A 17,895-nucleotide genomic window follows, 5' to 3' on the forward strand; every position below is an offset into this window, starting at 1 on the left:
GGGAATCATACACGCAGTTCTATTCCTTGTAAAAAGCGCAACCGGCGTTAAAAGTCTGCTATGGCACATATCCCGCCAGAATGTGAATATAATCCTGCTTAATCTTGGTGCCTGCATGTTTTTTCTTCTGTATACGTTAGTTTATTACGTTCTTAACGGGATCTTAACTGATGGCAGAATAGTCTTATAAGTTCTTAATCCCGGGGCAATGTCTATATTCTCCTAATCGGGTGACTTGAAAATTAAGGTTTGATATAGCCGGGTCCATTTACAATGGTAGGGATAGTTACAGCTAATTGAAAATGGACAGGAGCGCGGCCCATGCAATATACCAACCCCGTAATACCCGGATTTCATCCCGATCCCAGCATCTGCCGGGCAGGTGACGATTATTATCTGGTGACCAGCACATTTGAATATTATCCGGGAGTACCCATTTTTCACAGCAGGGATCTTGTTCATTGGCGTCAGATTGGACACTGCCTTACAACGGCCGGACAGCTACCTCTGGAGAATGCAGGGAGCTCCGGCGGAATATACGCCCCGACGCTCCGCTATCAGAACGGCTGGTTCTATATGGTGACAACCAACGTTAGCGGAATGGGCAATTTCTTCGTTAAGACACAGAACCCGGAAGGTCCCTGGTCACAGCCGTACCCGGTTGCGCAGAGCGGCATCGATCCCTCCCTGTTATTCGATGAGGACGGACGCGTCTACTTTCAGTCCGCCCGGGACGGTGAGCAGGGGAACGGTATCTACCAGTGTGAGATTGATATCGATACCGGGTGTATGCTGACAGAGAGTGTGCTGATCTGGAAGGGAACCGGCGGCGCTCATCCCGAAGCTCCGCATGTTTACCGGATTAACAGCTGGTACTATTTGATGATCGCCGAGGGCGGAACGGAATACGGGCATATGGAGACCATCGCGAGAAGCCGCCAGCCTTACGGGCCTTATGAAGCTTGTCCGCATAACCCGATTCTGTCCAACCGCAGTATGCACAGCAGCATACACGCTACGGGTCATGCGGATCTGATTGAAGCACAGGATGGCAGCTGGTGGGCATTTTGCCTGGGGATCAGACCGGTCTCTTATCCGATGGGGCATCATTTGGGCCGGGAAACCTTTCTGGCTCCGGTGACCTGGACGGCTGAAGGCTGGCCGGTGATTGGAAACGGCGGCCACATTGAGCCGGTTATGGACTCGCCGCTGCTGCCGGAAGTTTGCTGGCCGGAGAGGCCTGTGCGGGACCACTTTGACGGCACCGGGCTTGGCCTGGATTGGACTTTTTTGCGCAATCCAACAGAGGGAAGCTGGTCGCTGCTGGAACGGCCGGGGCATTTGGTGCTGCATGGCCACGAGGCCACGCTGAATGAGGCTGCTGCGCCAGCTTTTGTAGGCCGCCGGCTTAGTCACTTCACAGCCAATATAGCCGCAGCGCTGGATTATGAGCCGCAGCATGAAGGAGAAGAAGCCGGGCTTACGGTGTATAAGAATGAGAGGCATCATTATGAGCTGGTCCTCCGCACTGCAAACGGCCGGAGAGTCGCCGTGTTCCGGCGGACGGTCGGTTCGCTTCGGGTGGAGCATGTAGAGGAATGTCCGGCCGGACCGGTTATTCTGAGGATTAAGGCGCTGCCCGGGAGCATAGAAGCCTCGGTTCAAAGCCCGGAGTCCGGGGTGATAGAACTGGGCAGCGGAGAGACACATCATCTCAGCACAGAAATCTCCGGTGGATTCACAGGCGTATTCGTTGCGATGTATGCAACGTCAAGGGCGGGGCTGGCCGCTCCGGCAGCGTACGACTGGTTCGATTATGAGCCGCTGGATCAGCCCGCGGTATAGAGTACGGCGCAGGGGTCCATGCAGACCTGCTGTATGGACCCCTGCAACTGCTGCCCTGGCGGCAGGATCACCCGTCCCCGCTGGAGTTTAAATTATAACTGATTGAGCTTGCTTTCTGGCTCTTCCCCATTTTCTACACGTTTTATATTATTTATGAAGAAATCATATCTTTTTTTATGAAATTTTCGGCCATCAGGCATCCCTGCTGTATGGGGAGTAAGGATCACATTACCCAGCTTCCGGAGCTCACTGTCAATGGGAAGCGGTTCCGATTCAAACACATCCAGGCATGCGCCTGAAATATCCCCGTTTTTTAAGGCATCAATCAAATCTCTTTCATTGACAATCCCGCCGCGGGCTGTATTGATAAAAAGACTGGTATTCTTCATTTTGCTCAATGCCGCTTTGTTGATCAGCTGTTTGGTTTGCGGAGTCAAGGGTACATGTACACTGACTATGTCCGATGTGCTTAGAAGAGTATCGAAATCTGTCATTTTCACAAAACCGTCTGATTGAGGAGCAGCATGTCTAGCATAAGCCAGTACATTCATATCAAAAGCCCCGCAAAACGCAGCTACTTTTTTTCCGATAGCGCCCAAACCGATAATTCCAATCGTTTTGCCGTTCAATTCACTCCCTGCATAGTCCAATTGATGTTCATCCAGCTTGTTTTTCATGAAATTATCAAGAAACGGTATGTTTTTATAATAAGACAATATTAGTGCCATTACGTGCTCGGCCACTGCCTGTGCATTCACTCCTGCAGCATTGGCCACCCAAACGCCGAGCTGTGTACAGGCAGGGATATCTACATTATCAAATCCTGCACCCGTCTGTACCAACTTTAATTTCTTTGCGTTAGAAAGCAGGCTGTGATCCACTTTAATATGTTCAGGGATGAGTACCTGGCAATCTTCAATATGATGCAGCATTTCTTCTCCGGGCGGGACAATTACAACGTTCCAGTCTTGCGGAAAATACCTTACAATATTTGATTTTGCGGTCTCGTTAAAATAGCCAACTATGAGAATCTTCATTACTAAACCACCTTTCATATTTTTAAACATACTGAATAATTTTGTAAAACTCAAATATTACTGCTGACTGCGGTAAGCCTTCGGGGACCTGCCATACGTTTTTTTGAAGAGGCGGGTGAAGTAGTTGCTGTCATTAAATCCGCAGCTATAGGAGATTTCGGTTATGGGTTGTCTGGTTTGCTTGAGCAGTGAGCAGGCCTGTTCCAGCCGGAGGCGCTGAATATAAGCAATCGGTGTAGTCTGATAATACGCCTGGAAGATCCGGTTCAAATGCCGGACAGAGATATCTGATTTGGCGGCAATGGTATCAAGGGTCACCGGTTCATGATAGTGATCCTCAATATAGGAGATCGCACTGGCGAGGTGCATCAGGCTGTTGTCCACGCCCTTCTCCTGAGTATCATAATGTCTGGACAGATAGACGACAAGCTCCATGAATCTGGAGGCGAGCATAGTCTGATAGCCGTGGTGCTTCTGCTCATATTCGCTAATCATGCCGGCCACAAGCGATGAGACATACTCCAGGCTGACGATGGGGAGGTTCATTTTGCTTTTATAGGCGTTAATGCTGCGGTAAAAGGGTTCTAAGACAAACAGCGCCTGATAGCCGTTCAGCGTTCTTAAGTCCGGTCCGGCCAGCTTGAGCATATCGGCTTTGTACATAATGTTGCAGATCTTGAAATCATACGGGTCCTTATAGGCATGCGGAGTACCGCCGTTAATGACGAATACATTGCCTTTTTTGATAAAGGCTTCCTCATCATTGACGATATGCGAAGCATGCCCTTTCAGCACAATAACAAGCTCCGAGAAATCCGCATGCATATGCAGATCCATATCTTCCTCATGGCCGCCGTATTGAATAAAGAACGGGAAATGCTCATCGGTCGTGAACCAGTTCAAATATACATTGCTCATAAAGCTCCCACCTCTGAAATACGTGTTTGTCTATATAATGCTAGTCTGCGACTCGAAAATCAAGGTTATCCGCCAACATCGGCGCTAAAATGAGACTGTAAACGCATTCAACAAAAGGGGATGAGAGAGATGAAAGCAATACTTTCAAGAAAACTAGGCACAGCGCTTCTGACAGGCTCACTGCTTATTTCGGCAGGCTGCAGCAGCAATGCGGGCAATAACGCCGGGAATGCTGCGAACGGGAATACCAGCGGAAACGATACAGATCCGGTCACCTTTACTTTTTTTGGTGCCGATGCCAGTCCGAACTGGAACAAGATGCAGGATGATATCGGCAAAGAGATTACCGCTACAACAGGGGTTACCCTGAATGCGGAATTCGATGTCGGCAGCGGCGGCGGTCAGGACAAAATTTCAATGATGGCAGCCAGCGGGGATTATCCCGAACTCATCTATGCCAAAGGCGAGCTGGGCAAGCTGGTGGATGCGGAAGCCGTCCTTGATCTGACCGATCTGATCGACAAATACGCGCCTAATATCAAAAAAGTAATGGGCGATAATATGAACCGGATGAAATACAGTAATGACAACCAGGCCATTTACTCGATCCCGACCAATGTCGGTGTGGATAACCAGAATTTTGATGCAACCAACGGCTTTCAGATTCAGCACCGCGTATTGAAGGAGCTTGGCTATCCGGAGGTCAGAACGGTGCAGGATTATGAGAATGTGCTTAAGGAATATGCGGCCAAGCATCCGACCACGGACGGGCAGCCGACCATCCCGATGACGGTGAACGCGGACGGCTGGAAGGTTATGATTACCGTCACCAATCAGGGGGATGTCACTACAGGCGGAACCAATGACGGCGAATATTATGTAAATCCGGAAACGTATGAGACGATGCTGCATTATAAGAAACCGGAGGAGAAGGAGTACTTCCGCTGGCTGAACCATATGTATAATGAAGGGCTGCTCGATAAGGACTCTTTTGTCCAAAAGGATGATCAATACAAGGCCAAAATCGCCAGCGGCCGGGTACTGGGTCTTACTTCTGTAGAATGGGAATATCAGGATGCGGAGAATGCCCTCAAAGCGGCTGGCAAAGATGAGTATACGTATGCGCATTTCCCGGTGACGCTGAGTGAGGAGTATAAGGATCATGCGATGCAGTCAGTAGGAGTGGACGGCTATGGCATCAGCATCACCACTGCCTGCAAGGATCCGGTCCGCGCAATTAAATTCCTGGACTGGCTATCCTCGGAAGAAGGCCAGGTGCTGAGAAACTGGGGCATCGAAGGCAAACAATACAATGTGGACAATGGACAACGTGTCATTTCTGCTGATATTCTCGACCAGAAGGTTAACGATGCCGCGAACTTCACCAAGAATACAGGGATTGGCTTATATTCCATCCTGGGTGTCCGCTACGGTGACGGGGTGAAGGATTCCACGGATAATTACTATACCACGAACTTCACGGAACAGATCCTGGCCGAATATTCGGATGCGGAGAAGGAAAGCCTGGCCGCGTATAAAGCGGCAACCTGGAAGGATCTCTTCCCAGCGGAGGATGAATTCCCGGTCAAAGAGTGGGGCGCGCTGTACAACATGCCGGTGCCAACCGATGGAGACTACCAGGTCATCTATCAAAAAACACAGGATATCGTCCACAAGCGCATACCGGAAGCCATCCTCGCCAGCACAGCCGATTTCGATAAAATCTACGATGATTTCATTGCCGAACTGAACAAAGCCGGTGCTGAGAAGATGGAGAAGGAATATACCGAGCTGGTAAAAGCGAGAGTATCGCTGTTCACCGGGAAGGATGTTGAGTAAACGGAGGGGGAGGAAAGCTCTGCAGAGTGCAGGGCTTTTTTGCATGGTGTTAAGGCGGATCAGCCCTTCGGAATATTGCGGTAACTGGAGGGCGAGAAGCCGGACATTTTCTTGAACAGCCGGGAGAAATAATAGGGATCGTTAATGCCTACGGCCGAGCTGACTTCCTTAATGCTGAGCTCGGTAAGATCGAGCAGATGACCTGCCCGCTGGATCTTGAGCCGCAGGAAATATTCAATCGGAGAGACTCCGGTTTCAGAATTAAACAAATAGATCAGATGCTGTTTCGATACCCCTACATGATTAGCCAGCTCAATGAGTGAAATAGAGCCGTCCATATGTCCATTCATGTATTGAACCGCCTGCTCCAGATAAGTTTCGCGTTTCTTCTCTTGTGCGGATTTCCCGGCGCTCAGGCCAATTCCGGAGAGCAGCTGCCTTACGGTCTGCGCAACATGTATATGTGTAGTCAGGGCATAAGTCCGCTCGGCCAGCATCTCAAAGGCAGGGACGAACCATTCAATTAAACGGGCTTTACCGCTTGGTGATAATGAGAAGGGAGCATTAGATAAACCGAACAGCTGCACCAGTCTATTTGCGTGGCTTCCTTTGAAATGAAACCAGTAGATGCTCCATGGGTTCTCTTGCATTGCTCCATACCTGTGTGCAGTTTCGGGAGGGATAATCATCATATCTCCCTGCTGGAGGTGCATGCGTTCTCCATGATTCAGCTCGATCCAGCCCGCTCCGGCTTCGCAAAAGATAAAGATATGCGACGGGCTGCCTTCCAGGCGTTCCCTGAAATGATACTGGGCGTTAGGGAAATAACCGATGTCCGTAATAAACAAGGAAGCAGTCAGCTCCTCCTGTTCCAGCTCCTTCATCCAGTATTCCGGAAGCACATATAGCTTCTCCTCGACAAACCCTTCAGGCTTGCGAATATGGTCATGACTCATTTCTGCTGCCCCCCTAATAAATACTATATAGATTGAATGAACTAGTGGTTTTATAAATGGGAAAAAGTGACGGAGGAAAAGTTTGGAACTGTAGGAGCGATAGCGACCGCCTTTGTCACCGGATTTCAACCGCGAAAAGCGGCAATAATCAAGAAATCTGGTGACAACAGCGGCCGGAAGTCCAAACATTTTCCGCAGTCGCGACCCTTGCCCATTATAAATAAAGTAGTGTTCAATCTATATAGAATAAGAATATAATCCATCACTTCCCGCATTTCGTCAATTGGAACCTTCCTCGCCAGACGCTAAAGTATAACTATCAAGACTAGGGAGGCAGTTTAAGCATGAAGCAAGAAGCTGTAGGGCATACATTGGAGGCAGCTCCAGCCGGATCTGGCCAAATCCAAGTTAAGGTGTGGGGGACAAGCGTGTTGATTCCTACGTATGAGGCGGGAGAAGCTGACCCCAATCCTATGTTTCTGGAGAAAAGAGTCTATCAGGGAAGCTCCGGCCGCGTGTATCCCCACCCGGTAATCGAGTCCATCTCGGATGTGAAGTCCGATAAAAACTACAAGCTGGTGATCCTGGAGAATGAATATATCCGGATTGAAATCATGCCGGAGATCGGCGGCAGAATCTACCGGGCACTCGACAAGACCAATAATTACGACTTCGTCTACTATAACCGGGTCATCAAGCCGGCACTGGTGGGTCTGGCCGGACCGTGGATTTCCGGGGGGATTGAATTCAACTGGCCGCAGCATCACCGCCCGAATACCTTCGGTCCGGTAGAATACCGGTATGGGCAAACCGAAGATGGAAGCGCTACAGTATGGGTCAGTGAAATTGACCGGATGTACGGCACCAAGGTTACCGCCGCCTTCAAGCTGTATCCGGGCAAAGCTTATCTGGAGATTAATGCTCAAGTTTACAACCGGACATCTGAGCCGCAGACCTTCCTGTGGTGGGCGAATCCGGCGGTGGCGGTCAATGATCATACGCAATCGGTGTTTCCTCCGGATGTAACTGCCGTATTCGACCACGGCAAGCGCGATGTATCCCGTTTCCCGATCGCGACCGGAACCTACTACAAACAGGATTATTCGGAAGGTGTAGATATTTCCCGCTACAAGAATATCCCGGTTCCGACTTCTTATATGGCTTATAAATCCGATTATAACTTCGTCGGCGGCTATGATCACGGCGTAGAAGCTGGGCTGCTGCATGTGGCGAATCATCATGTTTCGCCTGGCAAGAAGCAATGGACCTGGGGCAATGGAGAGTTCGGCCAGGCGTGGGACCGTCAGTTGACCGATGAGGATGGCCCGTACATTGAGCTTATGACTGGCGTATACACGGACAACCAGCCTGACTTTACCTGGCTGCAGCCTTATGAGGAGAAGACCTTCACGCAATATTTCATGCCTTACAAGCAAATTGGGGTCGTGAAAAATGCTTCAATTGAAGCAGCTGTCAATTTGGAAATTGATGTTGAATCCGGTCAGGCCTTGGTTAAGGTGTATGCGACCTCGAAGCTGGAGCAGGCAGTTGTAGAACTGAGCGGGGGAGCCAACTGCTACCTGCGTGAGACGGTAGATGTGTCCCCGGTGGATGTGTATCAGACAGTTATAACACTGGAGAACGGTGAGCAGGAGCATGACTTGAAGCTGTCTGTCCGGAATGCGGAAGGCAGACTGCTTATCGCCTATCAGCCGAAACGTCCTGAGATTGAGCGTATCCCCGATGCTGCCAAGCCGCTCGCGGCGCCGGAAGAGCTGCGTTCAGCAGAGGAGCTGTATCTGGCAGGCCAGCATCTGGAACAATACCGGCACGCTACGTTCGAGCCGGAAGCCTACTATCTGGAAGGCTTAAAGCGGGACAGCGGAGATATCCGGCTGAATGTTGCATATGGAATCCTGCTGATGCGCCGCGGACTTTACAAGGACGGTGAGCAGCATTTCCGCAAAGCGATCGAGCGGTTGACCTGGCGGAACCCTAACCCTTATGACAGCGAGGCTTACTATCAGCTGGGTGTCGCACTTCGCGGCCAGAACCGTCTGGACGAAGCCTATACTGCTTTTCACAAATCAGTCTGGTCGGCAGCCTGGCAGGATGCAGGTTACTTCTCTCTGGCGCAAATTTCCAGTCACAAGGGAGAGTACGCGGAAGCGCTTGACCAGGCGGAACGTTCGCTGATCCGCAATTCACGCAATTACAAAGCCCGTAATCTGAAGGCAGCTATGCTCCGCAAGCTTGGACTATTGGAGCAGGCCAAGGCATTCGCTATGGAAACTATGGGTCTGGATATCGCTGATTTCGGAGCCTATAACGAGCTGGCGCTTGCACTACGTGCACTGGAAGACACTGCTGGTGCTGAAAAGGTTCTGTCCGAACTGCATCTGCTTATGCGCAGTGACGCATACAACTATCTCAATCTGATCTCGGACTATATGGGCTGCGGCCTGCTGCCAGAAGCCATTGAGATTGGCGAAAGAGCTGTTCCTGCCGGAAGCTCCGTGTATCCGGTGCTGCATTACGCTCTTGGAGAGCTGTATGCACGTACAGGTCAGCTTCAGAAGGCGGAAGAGCAGCGCAGTGCCGGCCAGTCTGCTGACCCGGCCTATTGCTTCCCTAATACCTTATTTGAGCTTGCCCTGCTGGAGAGCACTGTCGAGGCCAGTCCGGAAGATGACAAGGCGTATTACTATCTGGGCAACTTCTTTTATGATAAAAAACGTCCGGAGGAGGCCATCGCAAGCTGGGAGCGTTCACGGGAGCTTCGCGGAGATTACGCAACGGTTCACCGTAACCTAGGACTCGCCTATTTCAACAAGCAGGATAACCCGCAGGCGGCCATGGCTTCGCTTAAGCAAGCCTACGCCTGCTCACCGGAAGATGTGCGGATTCTGTTTGAACTGGACCAGCTCCGCAAGAAGCTGGCCTGGACCTCAGCGGAGCGCCTCGCCCTTCTTGAAGCGAAGCGCGGCCAGGTGGAGCGGCGTGATGATCTTTTCGTCGAATATGTTACGCTGCTTAACAATCTTGAACGGTATGACGAAGCTCTCGCAGGCTTAAGCTCACGGAATTTCCACCCTTGGGAAGGAGGGGAAGGCAAAGTAACCGGACAATACCAATTCGCCCATACGGAGCTTGGTAAACAGCATCTGCAGGCTGGACGTTACGAAGAAGCGGTTGTCCGCTTCAAGCAGGCTCTTGTCTATCCGCTGAATCTGGGTGAAGGCAGGCTGGAGGGTGCCCAGGAGAACAATATCTACTATTACCTCGGGCTGGCCTACGAAGCTCTGCAGCAGCAACAAGAAGCCATCGCCAGTTATGCCATAGCTTCACAGGGGCTGGATGAACCGGCAAGCGCGATGTTCTACAACGATCAGCCGCCGGACATGATTTTCTATCAGGGGCTGGCGTGGCTGAAGCTGCATAATGAGAAGGAAGCCAAACGCCGCTTCAATAAACTGATTGATTATGCGGAGAAGCATATATTTGATGAGATCAAGATGGACTACTTTGCGGTGTCGCTGCCGGATTTCCTGGTGTTTGAGGATAACCTGGACCGCCGCAACGTGATTCACTGCCGGTATATGCGCGGACTGGGATTGCTTGGACTCGGACGTACCTCAGAAGCTGCTAAGGAACTGGAAACGGCTCTATCTATGGAGCCTAATCATCAAGGTGCGATGATTCACCGCCGCTTATGTGTACAGAAGTGAAGGGTCAGATCGGGTTAGAATACACAGGTGAAAGGACGTGGGTATCTTGATCAATGAAGGACGTTACACTACCAGACTGGAAGAGGGCTGGAAGTTCCAGCCCGGCCCTGTAATCCGAGGCGAGCAGGAAGGATGGCAGGCTTCAGGCTTGCCGTCCCCGGTTACGGTCTCCGTGCCGCATACATGGAATGTACAGGACGGTCTTGAGGATTACCGCGGGGCAGGCTGGTATGAACAAATGTTAACAGTTCCTGACGAGTGGAAGGATTGCCGGATACGGCTTTCCTTTGAAGGGGCTTACCGCGATACGGATATCTGGGTGAATGGTGTAAAGGCAGGCTGCCACTACAATTCCGGCTATACCCCATTTGAAGCAGATCTGACTCCATATATTCATGCGGGAGGCGGGAACCGGCTTGTGATTCGAGTGGACAACAGCAACAGTGACGTGGCCTTGCCTCAAGGCAACAGCTTTGACTGGGCCGATGACGGCGGGCTGATCCGGCCGGTAACGCTTGTTGTCACAGGATTGGCGTCCATTCAGCAGTTCAAGGTGGAACCGCTGGTCATCTTCGCTGACCAAGGCGGAAATACAGGCGGCAGACTATCCGCCGCTATTAAGCTTTGCGAACCATCCGCTGACGCGCTCAGTGCAGACATTGCCGACTACCGCAATGAAGTGCGGATTTGGCAGGGGACGGAAGAAATCACAGGCGGGGCCTTATCCTGGAGTTTCACAGACATCCTGCTGCCGGAGGTTGATTTGTGGCATTTTGACCATCCGGATTTATATGAGCTTGAGATTGTACTGCGCACCGGGGATCAGGTCCAGGACCGGGTAGTCCGCCCGTTTGGCTTCCGGGAGATTGTTGTTAAGGGACATGAGCTGTGGCTGAACCGCGAACCGGTCCGGCTGATGGGTGTGGAGTGGATGCCTGGCTCGAATCCGGCGACTGGAATGGCCGAGAAGCAGGCAGATCTGATTGCGATGCTTGAGCGGTTGAAGGAAGCGAACTGTGTCATTACACGATTCCACTGGCAGCAGGGAAATGATTTGCTGGACTGGTGTGACCGTAATGGCCTGCTGGTTCAGGAGGAAATTCCGCATTGGCAGCAGCCTTCAGAGCCGGGGAAGGACACCTTCGTGCTTGCCCTGTCTCAAGCCAGGGAGATGATTGATAGTCATGCGCATCATCCCTGTATCTTTGCCTGGGGAATGGGGAATGAGCTGGATGGCCAGTCTGCAGTGACTCTGCGTTATATGGAGCAGCTGAAGGCGGAGCTTCTGCAGCTCGACCCGAGCAGGCTGATTAATTATGTAAGCAACAGTGTTCTCTATCAGCCTGACAGGGATGCGACTGGTGCTGGAGATCTGCTGATGTGGAACGAATACATCGGATCATGGCATGGTGATTTGGATGAGCATAAGGTCATCCGGCAGATTATTGCCGATTACCCTGAGAAGCCTATTGTTGTGGCAGAATATGGGCTTTGTGAGCCGGTGTTTGAAGGCGGGGACGCCAGAAGAGCCCGGTTGCTTATCGAAAAAACAGAAATCTACCGCCAGTATCCCCAGTTCGCAGCGCTGATCTTCTTCAGCCTAAATGATTACCGTACGCAAATGGGCGAAGAGGGTGAAGGGAAGCTGAAGCAGCGGGTTCATGGTTCTGTAGACATTTATAACCGGGTGAAGCCGTCGTTTGCTGTCTTGCGCGAGATTTCTTCCCCCCTCTTGCTGGCAGAAGCCCCTGTATGGCACGAAGGGGGGCTTGAGGTGAGTCTCAAATGCCGGAAGGATATTCCCAGCTATGCCGCGCGGGGTTATTACTTAACGGTGTCCTCAGCAGGCGCGGAAGGAACCAGACTGGTAATTCCAGCTATGCAGCCGGGAGATATCCTGAACTTGAACATCCCTGTGCAACCAGCGCCGGGACAGCAGCAAGTGCTCACCGTGTATCGGCCTAACGGGTACAGTGTAGTTGAACGGGAATTGAACTAAGGAGAGACAGACCTTTATGAAGAACTACCCGATCAAAGTAAACGATGATAAAAAGAATATATTCTCAGGTCACATTAAGCTTGGCGGTGTGAACCCTTCGGGCGAACGGATCAGCTTTACGAACTATTATATGGAGAAGAACGGGGAGCCGTTTTTTGGCGTGTGCGGTGAATTCCATTTCTCCCGTTATGATGAGCTGTACTGGGAAGATGAGATTATTAAGATGAAGATGGGTGGCGTTAACATCGTCACGACTTATATTTTCTGGAATCTGCATGAAGAAATCGAAGGCGTATATGAATGGTCAGGCAATAAAAACTTGCGCCGGTTCATTCAGCTATGTGATAAGCATGAGCTGTATGTCATGATCCGTATCGGCCCTTTCTGTCACGGGGAAATGCGAAGCGGCGGGATGCCGGACTGGCTGTTCGGCCGCCCGTTCGAGGTCCGCTCCAATGATGAGGGGTATCTGGCCTATGTACGGAGGCTATATGCAGAAATCGGTTTGCAGGTTCAGGGCTTGCTGTATAAAGACGGAGGCCCGATTATCGGTACCCAAATCGAGAACGAGCATAACCATTCCTCGGCGCAGTGGGGCCTTACCACCGGCATTAACAATATGTGGCTGAACGGCGGCAGCGGCGGTAATGAGCATATGCTGCTGCTGAGAGACATGGCCATTGAGGCAGGAATAGATACGCCTATCTATACTTGCACTGGCTGGGGCGGCGCTACGACACCAGTACCGGATATGCTCCCGTTATGGGGCGGTTATGCCTACTGGCCATGGATTTACTATGAGACAGACCGCTTCGACGGCATTAAGGAGCATCCGGCAACGCCCGAGTATATTTTCCGCGACAAACATAATAATGACCTTCCGGTGAGCTATAATTTCGAACCGTTCTACCAGCCGGAGGATTATCCGTATGCCTGCTGTGAAATGGGCGGCGGGATGGTCCAGTTCTATAAATACCGGTTCGAGTTTCCGTATAACAGTGTTCCGGCCATGTCTGTCATGAAGACGGCGGAGGGCTGCAATATGCTCGGATACTATATGTATCACGGGGGAAGCAATCCTAAGGGCAAGGTTAACCCCTACACGAATGATCTGGCGACGCCTAAGATCTCCTATGACTTTAACGCGATGATCGGCGAATTCGGGCAGGTGCGTGAATCGTATAAACGGACGAAGCTGCAGCATTATTTGTTCACAGAGTTCCAGCATCAGTTCGCTTTGACCAAGACGATCCTGCCGGGTGACACCTCGGAGAATGATCCGTATGATGTGAGCGAATTACGCTATGCTGTACGTTCGCACGAGGGATCAGGCTTCCTGTTCCTGAATAATTTCCAGGATCATGCGGAGAATCACGATCTGCAGGATATGAACGTCAGCATCGAGCTTCCCGGCGAGACGCTTACGATTCCGGCTCAAGGAGAGCTGACACTGGGCAGCGGGAGCTTTGCGATTCTGCCGTATAACTTCGATCTGGCCGGAATTACGCTGAAATATGCAACCGCGCAGCTGATCACGAAGCTGGACGTAGCGGATGAGGTGTATTACTTCTTCTTTGTGCCGGAAGGCATGAAGGGGAGTTATGCGCTGCACTCAGCCGATGTGGCGGGTATTGAGACCGAAGGCGGTCATACCAGGCAGCTTGAGGATATGACGATCATTGAAGTTGAAGAGCAGACTTCGGGCATCGTGCGCCTCGTCTCCGCAGCAGGCAAGAAAGTTATCATCTACACCATGACGGACGAGCAGAGCCTCGGCTTCTGGAAAACCGAAGTCCGCGGGAAGCAGCGTGTCCTGTTCACAGACGCCAATCTGCTGGTAGCTGGGGATGAAATTAAGCTGGAATCGACAGACAGGGAGGAAGTTACGCTAAGCGTATTCCCTGATTTTGAAGCGGGGTTAGGTTCGGTATCGGGCGGAGAGCTGGCGGCAACTTCCGATGGCGGTTTATTTACAACCTACAAGCTGCTTATCCCCGGGAGAGAGATCGCTTTTACATGGACGAAGGTCAAGGATGAACGGGCGGTTCTTGAATTCGCATCCGGCTCTCTGGACGGTGTGAAAGAAGCCTTGCTGCAAATCGATTATTCCGGTGATATCGGCTACGCCTTCATTGACGGAGATCTCATTAACGATAACTTCTGCAACAACACGACCTGGGAAATCGGACTCAAGCGGTTCGAAGAGCGGCTGTACGACAAGGGGATGTACCTCTATGCATCACCGATCCGCAAAGGGACTGTCGTGAACAGTAATACGACGATGGCAGGCTGGAATGAGACCGCTGCTGAGCTGATTGCCGATATAGCTTCGGTCCGCGCTGTGCCTGTATATGAGATTGTGATCAGATAACATAAGGAGGGAGTAACAACTATGGATTCTGTATTTGAACATTTGCCGCGCAAACTAACCATTACGATGTGGGATTTCTCCTGGTATACGATGACCCTGCCCGGCGAGCCTTACCACGATTTGGCCGCACGCTTCCAGGAAGCAGTGGATAGAGGCTACAATACGGTCCGGATCTGTGCGATGCCGTTCTTATTGTTCACGGCGGAAGGTAAACGGCCGGGCCCGTTACATTTCGGCAGCCTCGGAGAAGTCGGGCAGCGGACCCGCTGGTATAATTGCCGCGGCGGTGCCGAGCTGGACGGGCACGCCCACCTGCTGGAGCTGTTCAGGCAGGCCAAGGCACATGGCGTCTACATCATGCTGTCTTCCTGGGAATACCAGCAGAGTCCGAGCTTCCTGGCGTATCCCGCGCTGCGCGACGAACTGGCCGCTATCGCTCCTAAGGATCGCTTTATGGCAATCGCCAGATCCATGGATCAGCTCATCTTGTTGGTTAAAGAAGAAGGCTTCGCCAGTCAGATCGTCTATGCCGAGCTGCATAACGAGGTGGAATTCGGACAGCTTACCGCTGTCGGCGTGGAGCGGGGGATCGGAGAGACGGATACGCCTAAGCTGGTGGAAGCGATGCAGCCATACATAGAAGAAGCGGTGGATTATCTCCGGGCGCAGCATCCCGACATCCTGATGACGGCCAGCTATACGCTGAATGAAGCCTATCCGAAGGCTTATGTGGCCCGCAATATGCAGGTCGCCCATTATCATCTCTATATTAAAGGCGTATTAAATGAACTCATGGATGCAGCCGGATTAAATGATGAACAAATGTCATTTCCGAATGCCTTTGTCCGGACTTTATTAAGAGAGGATGCTCCACCCTTTGAGAAGTGGACACTGCCGGCAGGGCAGGAATGGCGGATGGAGGGCAATCCGGTCGGGATGAAGCTCATCTACCTGCATGATTGGGCCGATCCGGACCGGTGGGACCTCTATTTATATGACCGTTACGGTGCCCATAAGCTGGCAATGCTGCAAAAAGCGGATATGCGTCTGGAGGAAGCCCATGAGTGGGCCACGCATTCCGGCATACCGGTCGTTATCGGTGAAGGTTATGTCGGTTATACCCCGCTGCATGCAGGCTTCGAGGAAGGACCGGTCGGCAAATTCATTGCCGAGTATTCGCTGCACAAAGGTATGGCGCTGGGCTTCTGGGGAATGACGTTATGCTCCAACTGTGCACCGCATCATCCATTCTGGAACGACATCGCCTGGCAGCAGAAGTGGAACCGGTTCATTCTTGAGGCGGAATAGCTGCAGCGTATGGGCAGCCCTGACTGGTACGGTAACGCATTCTTACGGGCAGCCTGTCACTGGCAGGGCAATTTGCTCTATGGTATATTGAGTGTAATAAACAACGGTCTGTTCCAGTATGAATAACAGGAGGGAGACTAGATGTTAGAGCGTTCCTGCCGGAAGTCAACTGACCTTCCTTACTCTATATATCTGAAGCGCGTTTATGAGCCGGCGGCTCCGGAGGACGGGTACCGGATACTGGTGGACAGGCTATGGCCCAGGGGAATTACGAAACAGCAGGCTGCCATAGACGAGTGGATGAAGGAGCTTGCTCCGAGCCCCGGGCTGCGCCAATGGTTCGGCCATATTCCAGAGCGGTTTGCAGCATTCAGTGACAGCTATATCCGGGAGCTGGAGGAAGATCCGGCGCGCGGGAGACTTGCTGCGGAGATCGCAGAATTAGCGCTGGGGCAGGACGTTACACTGGTATATGCCGCGAAGGACCCTATACACAATCATGCGCAGGTACTATATAAATGGCTTCTTTCCCGATAAAAAGCACACGAACCTCCCCGAATCGTTAATGATTTGGAAGGGGTTCGTGTGCCTTTTTGGTATACCGGGTTCATGGGCTGCGTACTTAGACCCGCAATCTATTTGCTGTTCAATTGAAGGGCCGGTCCGAAGAACTCATAATGAATCTGCTCTTCCTTCATTCCGAGTGCCCGCAGCTCTCCGATCATCGCTTCCATGAAAGGAACAGGGCCGCAAACATACGCATCGCCGGTAATGTCCACATAACTCTTCAGAATCTCGCCTGTAATGATGCCGTCCGGGCCGCCGGAGTAGAAGGTTCTGGTCTGTACATTGCTCATGGCTGCAGCATGTTTCTCAATATCCTTAACGAAAGCGGCGAGCGATTCATTCCGTGCAGAATGCAGGAATACGGTCTTTCGGTCCGGTGTTACGGCCGCAACGGTCTCGAACATGCTCATCATGGGGGTAATGCCTACGCCGCCGGAGATGAAGGCAACAGGTGTGGTTTTGGTAACATCGAGCAGAAATTCGCCTGCCGGAGCGCTGACTTCAACAATGTCTCCTTCATTCACCTGGTTATGGAGATAGACGGAAACCACACCATTCGGATCATTCGTCTCTTCACGTTTCACGGAAATACGGAATCCATCTGCCCGGGGAGCCTGCGACAGGCTGTATTGGCGGATCATGGTGTATTGCTCTCCAGGAATCAGCACACGGATAGAGATGTACTGGCCCGGCTTGTAATCCGGTACGCCTAAGCCGTCCGCCGGCTTCAGATAGAACGATGTAATACTGCCGCTTTCCTGAACTTTACGTTCAACGGTAAAAGGCTTGAAGAAGTTCCAGCCATTATCCTGTTCGCGCGCTTCCTTGTACATGCTGTCTTCGACGCCGATAAAAGCGCCTGCAATAACTCCGTATGCTTCTTCCCAGGCTGTAAGAATCTCATCCGTAGCTGCCTCGCCCAACACTTCCTTGATCGCCTTCAGCAGGAATTCCCCGACAATCGGATAATGCTCCGGCTTGATGCCGAGGCTGACATGCTTGTGTGCAATCTGGACTACCGCCGGCAGAATATTCTCAAGATTATCTATGTGGACTGCCGCTGCGTAGACCGCATTGGCCAGTGCCGCCTGCTGACGGCCTTGCGCCTGGTTGGCATGGTTAAATACATTCAGCAGTTCCGGGTGGGCTTCGAACAGATTCCGGTAAAACACCGTTGTAATAGTGGTGCCGTGTTCCGCCAGGACTGGCGCTGTGGATTTGACAATGTCACGAGTTTGTTGTGATAAAATATCAATCATCCCCTCTCCATATACTACAAAATTAATATATACGCTTTTTAAGATAAAAGATATATTTAAAATACCAC

Annotated in this window: 11 protein-coding genes; 7 read left to right on the forward strand and 4 right to left on the reverse strand. The window is 51.6% G+C overall.

What is annotated here, in order from left to right; all coding sequences use genetic code 11:
• Positions 1 to 321: 321 nt before the first annotated feature.
• A complete protein-coding gene (locus R50912_RS07575) occupies positions 322 to 1,845 on the forward strand; it encodes a glycoside hydrolase family 43 protein (protein ID WP_042233648.1) in 1,524 nt (507 codons plus the stop codon).
• A 92-nt stretch (positions 1,846 to 1,937) separates the two neighbouring features.
• Here R50912_RS07575 and R50912_RS07580 read toward each other — a convergent pair whose 3' ends face one another.
• Together R50912_RS07580 and R50912_RS07585 are read right to left on the reverse strand one after the other, a co-directional pair.
• Positions 1,938 to 2,882 carry an NAD(P)-dependent oxidoreductase gene (locus tag R50912_RS07580; protein ID WP_042233650.1) on the reverse strand — a complete coding sequence of 315 codons (945 nt, stop codon included), beginning with the start codon at positions 2,880 to 2,882 and terminating at the stop codon, positions 1,938 to 1,940.
• A gap of 57 nt (positions 2,883 to 2,939) precedes the next feature.
• A complete protein-coding gene (locus tag R50912_RS07585) occupies positions 2,940 to 3,800 on the reverse strand; it encodes a helix-turn-helix domain-containing protein (RefSeq protein WP_042233652.1) in 861 nt (286 codons plus the stop codon).
• Positions 3,801 to 3,929: 129 nt separating this feature from the next.
• On the opposite strand from R50912_RS07585, the gene R50912_RS07590 reads away from it, so the two are divergent.
• Complete coding sequence (locus tag R50912_RS07590; protein WP_042233655.1) at positions 3,930 to 5,639, forward strand: ABC transporter substrate-binding protein; 1,710 nt, start codon at positions 3,930 to 3,932, stop codon at positions 5,637 to 5,639.
• A gap of 59 nt (positions 5,640 to 5,698) precedes the next feature.
• Here R50912_RS07590 and R50912_RS07595 read toward each other — a convergent pair whose 3' ends face one another.
• On the reverse strand, positions 5,699 to 6,595 hold the full coding sequence (locus R50912_RS07595) for an AraC family transcriptional regulator (protein ID WP_042233657.1): 897 nt from the start codon (positions 6,593 to 6,595) through the stop codon (positions 5,699 to 5,701).
• A gap of 344 nt (positions 6,596 to 6,939) precedes the next feature.
• Between R50912_RS07595 and R50912_RS07600 the strand changes: the two genes are divergently transcribed.
• The 5 genes from R50912_RS07600 to R50912_RS07620 all read left to right on the forward strand — a co-directional run bounded on the left by R50912_RS07600 (position 6,940) and on the right by R50912_RS07620 (position 16,538).
• Positions 6,940 to 10,323 (forward strand): tetratricopeptide repeat protein, encoded by a 3,384-nt coding sequence (locus tag R50912_RS07600; RefSeq protein ID WP_042233659.1) that lies wholly within the window; start codon positions 6,940 to 6,942, stop codon positions 10,321 to 10,323.
• Between the two features lie 37 nt (positions 10,324 to 10,360).
• Positions 10,361 to 12,322 (forward strand): glycoside hydrolase family 2 protein, encoded by a 1,962-nt coding sequence (locus tag R50912_RS07605; RefSeq protein ID WP_042233661.1) that lies wholly within the window; start codon positions 10,361 to 10,363, stop codon positions 12,320 to 12,322.
• Positions 12,323 to 12,338: 16 nt separating this feature from the next.
• Positions 12,339 to 14,693, forward strand: a complete 2,355-nt coding sequence (locus R50912_RS07610) for a beta-galactosidase (protein WP_042233663.1) — start codon at positions 12,339 to 12,341, stop codon at positions 14,691 to 14,693.
• A gap of 21 nt (positions 14,694 to 14,714) precedes the next feature.
• Positions 14,715 to 16,001 carry a cellulase-like family protein gene (locus R50912_RS07615; RefSeq protein WP_042233665.1) on the forward strand — a complete coding sequence of 429 codons (1,287 nt, stop codon included), beginning with the start codon at positions 14,715 to 14,717 and terminating at the stop codon, positions 15,999 to 16,001.
• Between the two features lie 141 nt (positions 16,002 to 16,142).
• The gene (locus R50912_RS07620; RefSeq protein WP_042233667.1) at positions 16,143 to 16,538 is read left to right on the forward strand and encodes a DUF488 domain-containing protein; all 396 of its coding nucleotides are present in this window, start codon (positions 16,143 to 16,145) and stop codon (positions 16,536 to 16,538) included.
• Between the two features lie 98 nt (positions 16,539 to 16,636).
• Here the strand turns inward: R50912_RS07620 and hmpA are convergent, their stop codons facing one another.
• Positions 16,637 to 17,818, reverse strand: a complete 1,182-nt coding sequence (hmpA, locus tag R50912_RS07625) for an NO-inducible flavohemoprotein (protein WP_042241829.1) — start codon at positions 17,816 to 17,818, stop codon at positions 16,637 to 16,639.
• Positions 17,819 to 17,895: the final 77 nt, after the last annotated feature.

The organism is Paenibacillus sp. FSL R5-0912, assembly GCF_000758605.1.
GTDB lineage: Bacteria > Bacillota > Bacilli > Paenibacillales > Paenibacillaceae > Paenibacillus_AQ.

Bases quoted from the DNA above. Each gene is read 5' to 3' on its own strand.
- R50912_RS07575 (WP_042233648.1), top strand. From the start codon at position 322: ATGCAATATACCAACCCCGTAATACCCGGATTTCATCCCGATCCCAGC.
- R50912_RS07580 (WP_042233650.1), bottom strand. From the start codon at position 2,882: ATGAAGATTCTCATAGTTGGCTATTTTAACGAGACCGCAAAATCAAAT.
- R50912_RS07585 (WP_042233652.1), bottom strand. From the start codon at position 3,800: ATGAGCAATGTATATTTGAACTGGTTCACGACCGATGAGCATTTCCCG.
- R50912_RS07590 (WP_042233655.1), top strand. From the start codon at position 3,930: ATGAAAGCAATACTTTCAAGAAAACTAGGCACAGCGCTTCTGACAGGC.
- R50912_RS07595 (WP_042233657.1), bottom strand. From the start codon at position 6,595: ATGAGTCATGACCATATTCGCAAGCCTGAAGGGTTTGTCGAGGAGAAG.
- R50912_RS07600 (WP_042233659.1), top strand. From the start codon at position 6,940: ATGAAGCAAGAAGCTGTAGGGCATACATTGGAGGCAGCTCCAGCCGGA.
- R50912_RS07610 (WP_042233663.1), top strand. From the start codon at position 12,339: ATGAAGAACTACCCGATCAAAGTAAACGATGATAAAAAGAATATATTC.
- R50912_RS07615 (WP_042233665.1), top strand. From the start codon at position 14,715: ATGGATTCTGTATTTGAACATTTGCCGCGCAAACTAACCATTACGATG.
- R50912_RS07620 (WP_042233667.1), top strand. From the start codon at position 16,143: ATGTTAGAGCGTTCCTGCCGGAAGTCAACTGACCTTCCTTACTCTATA.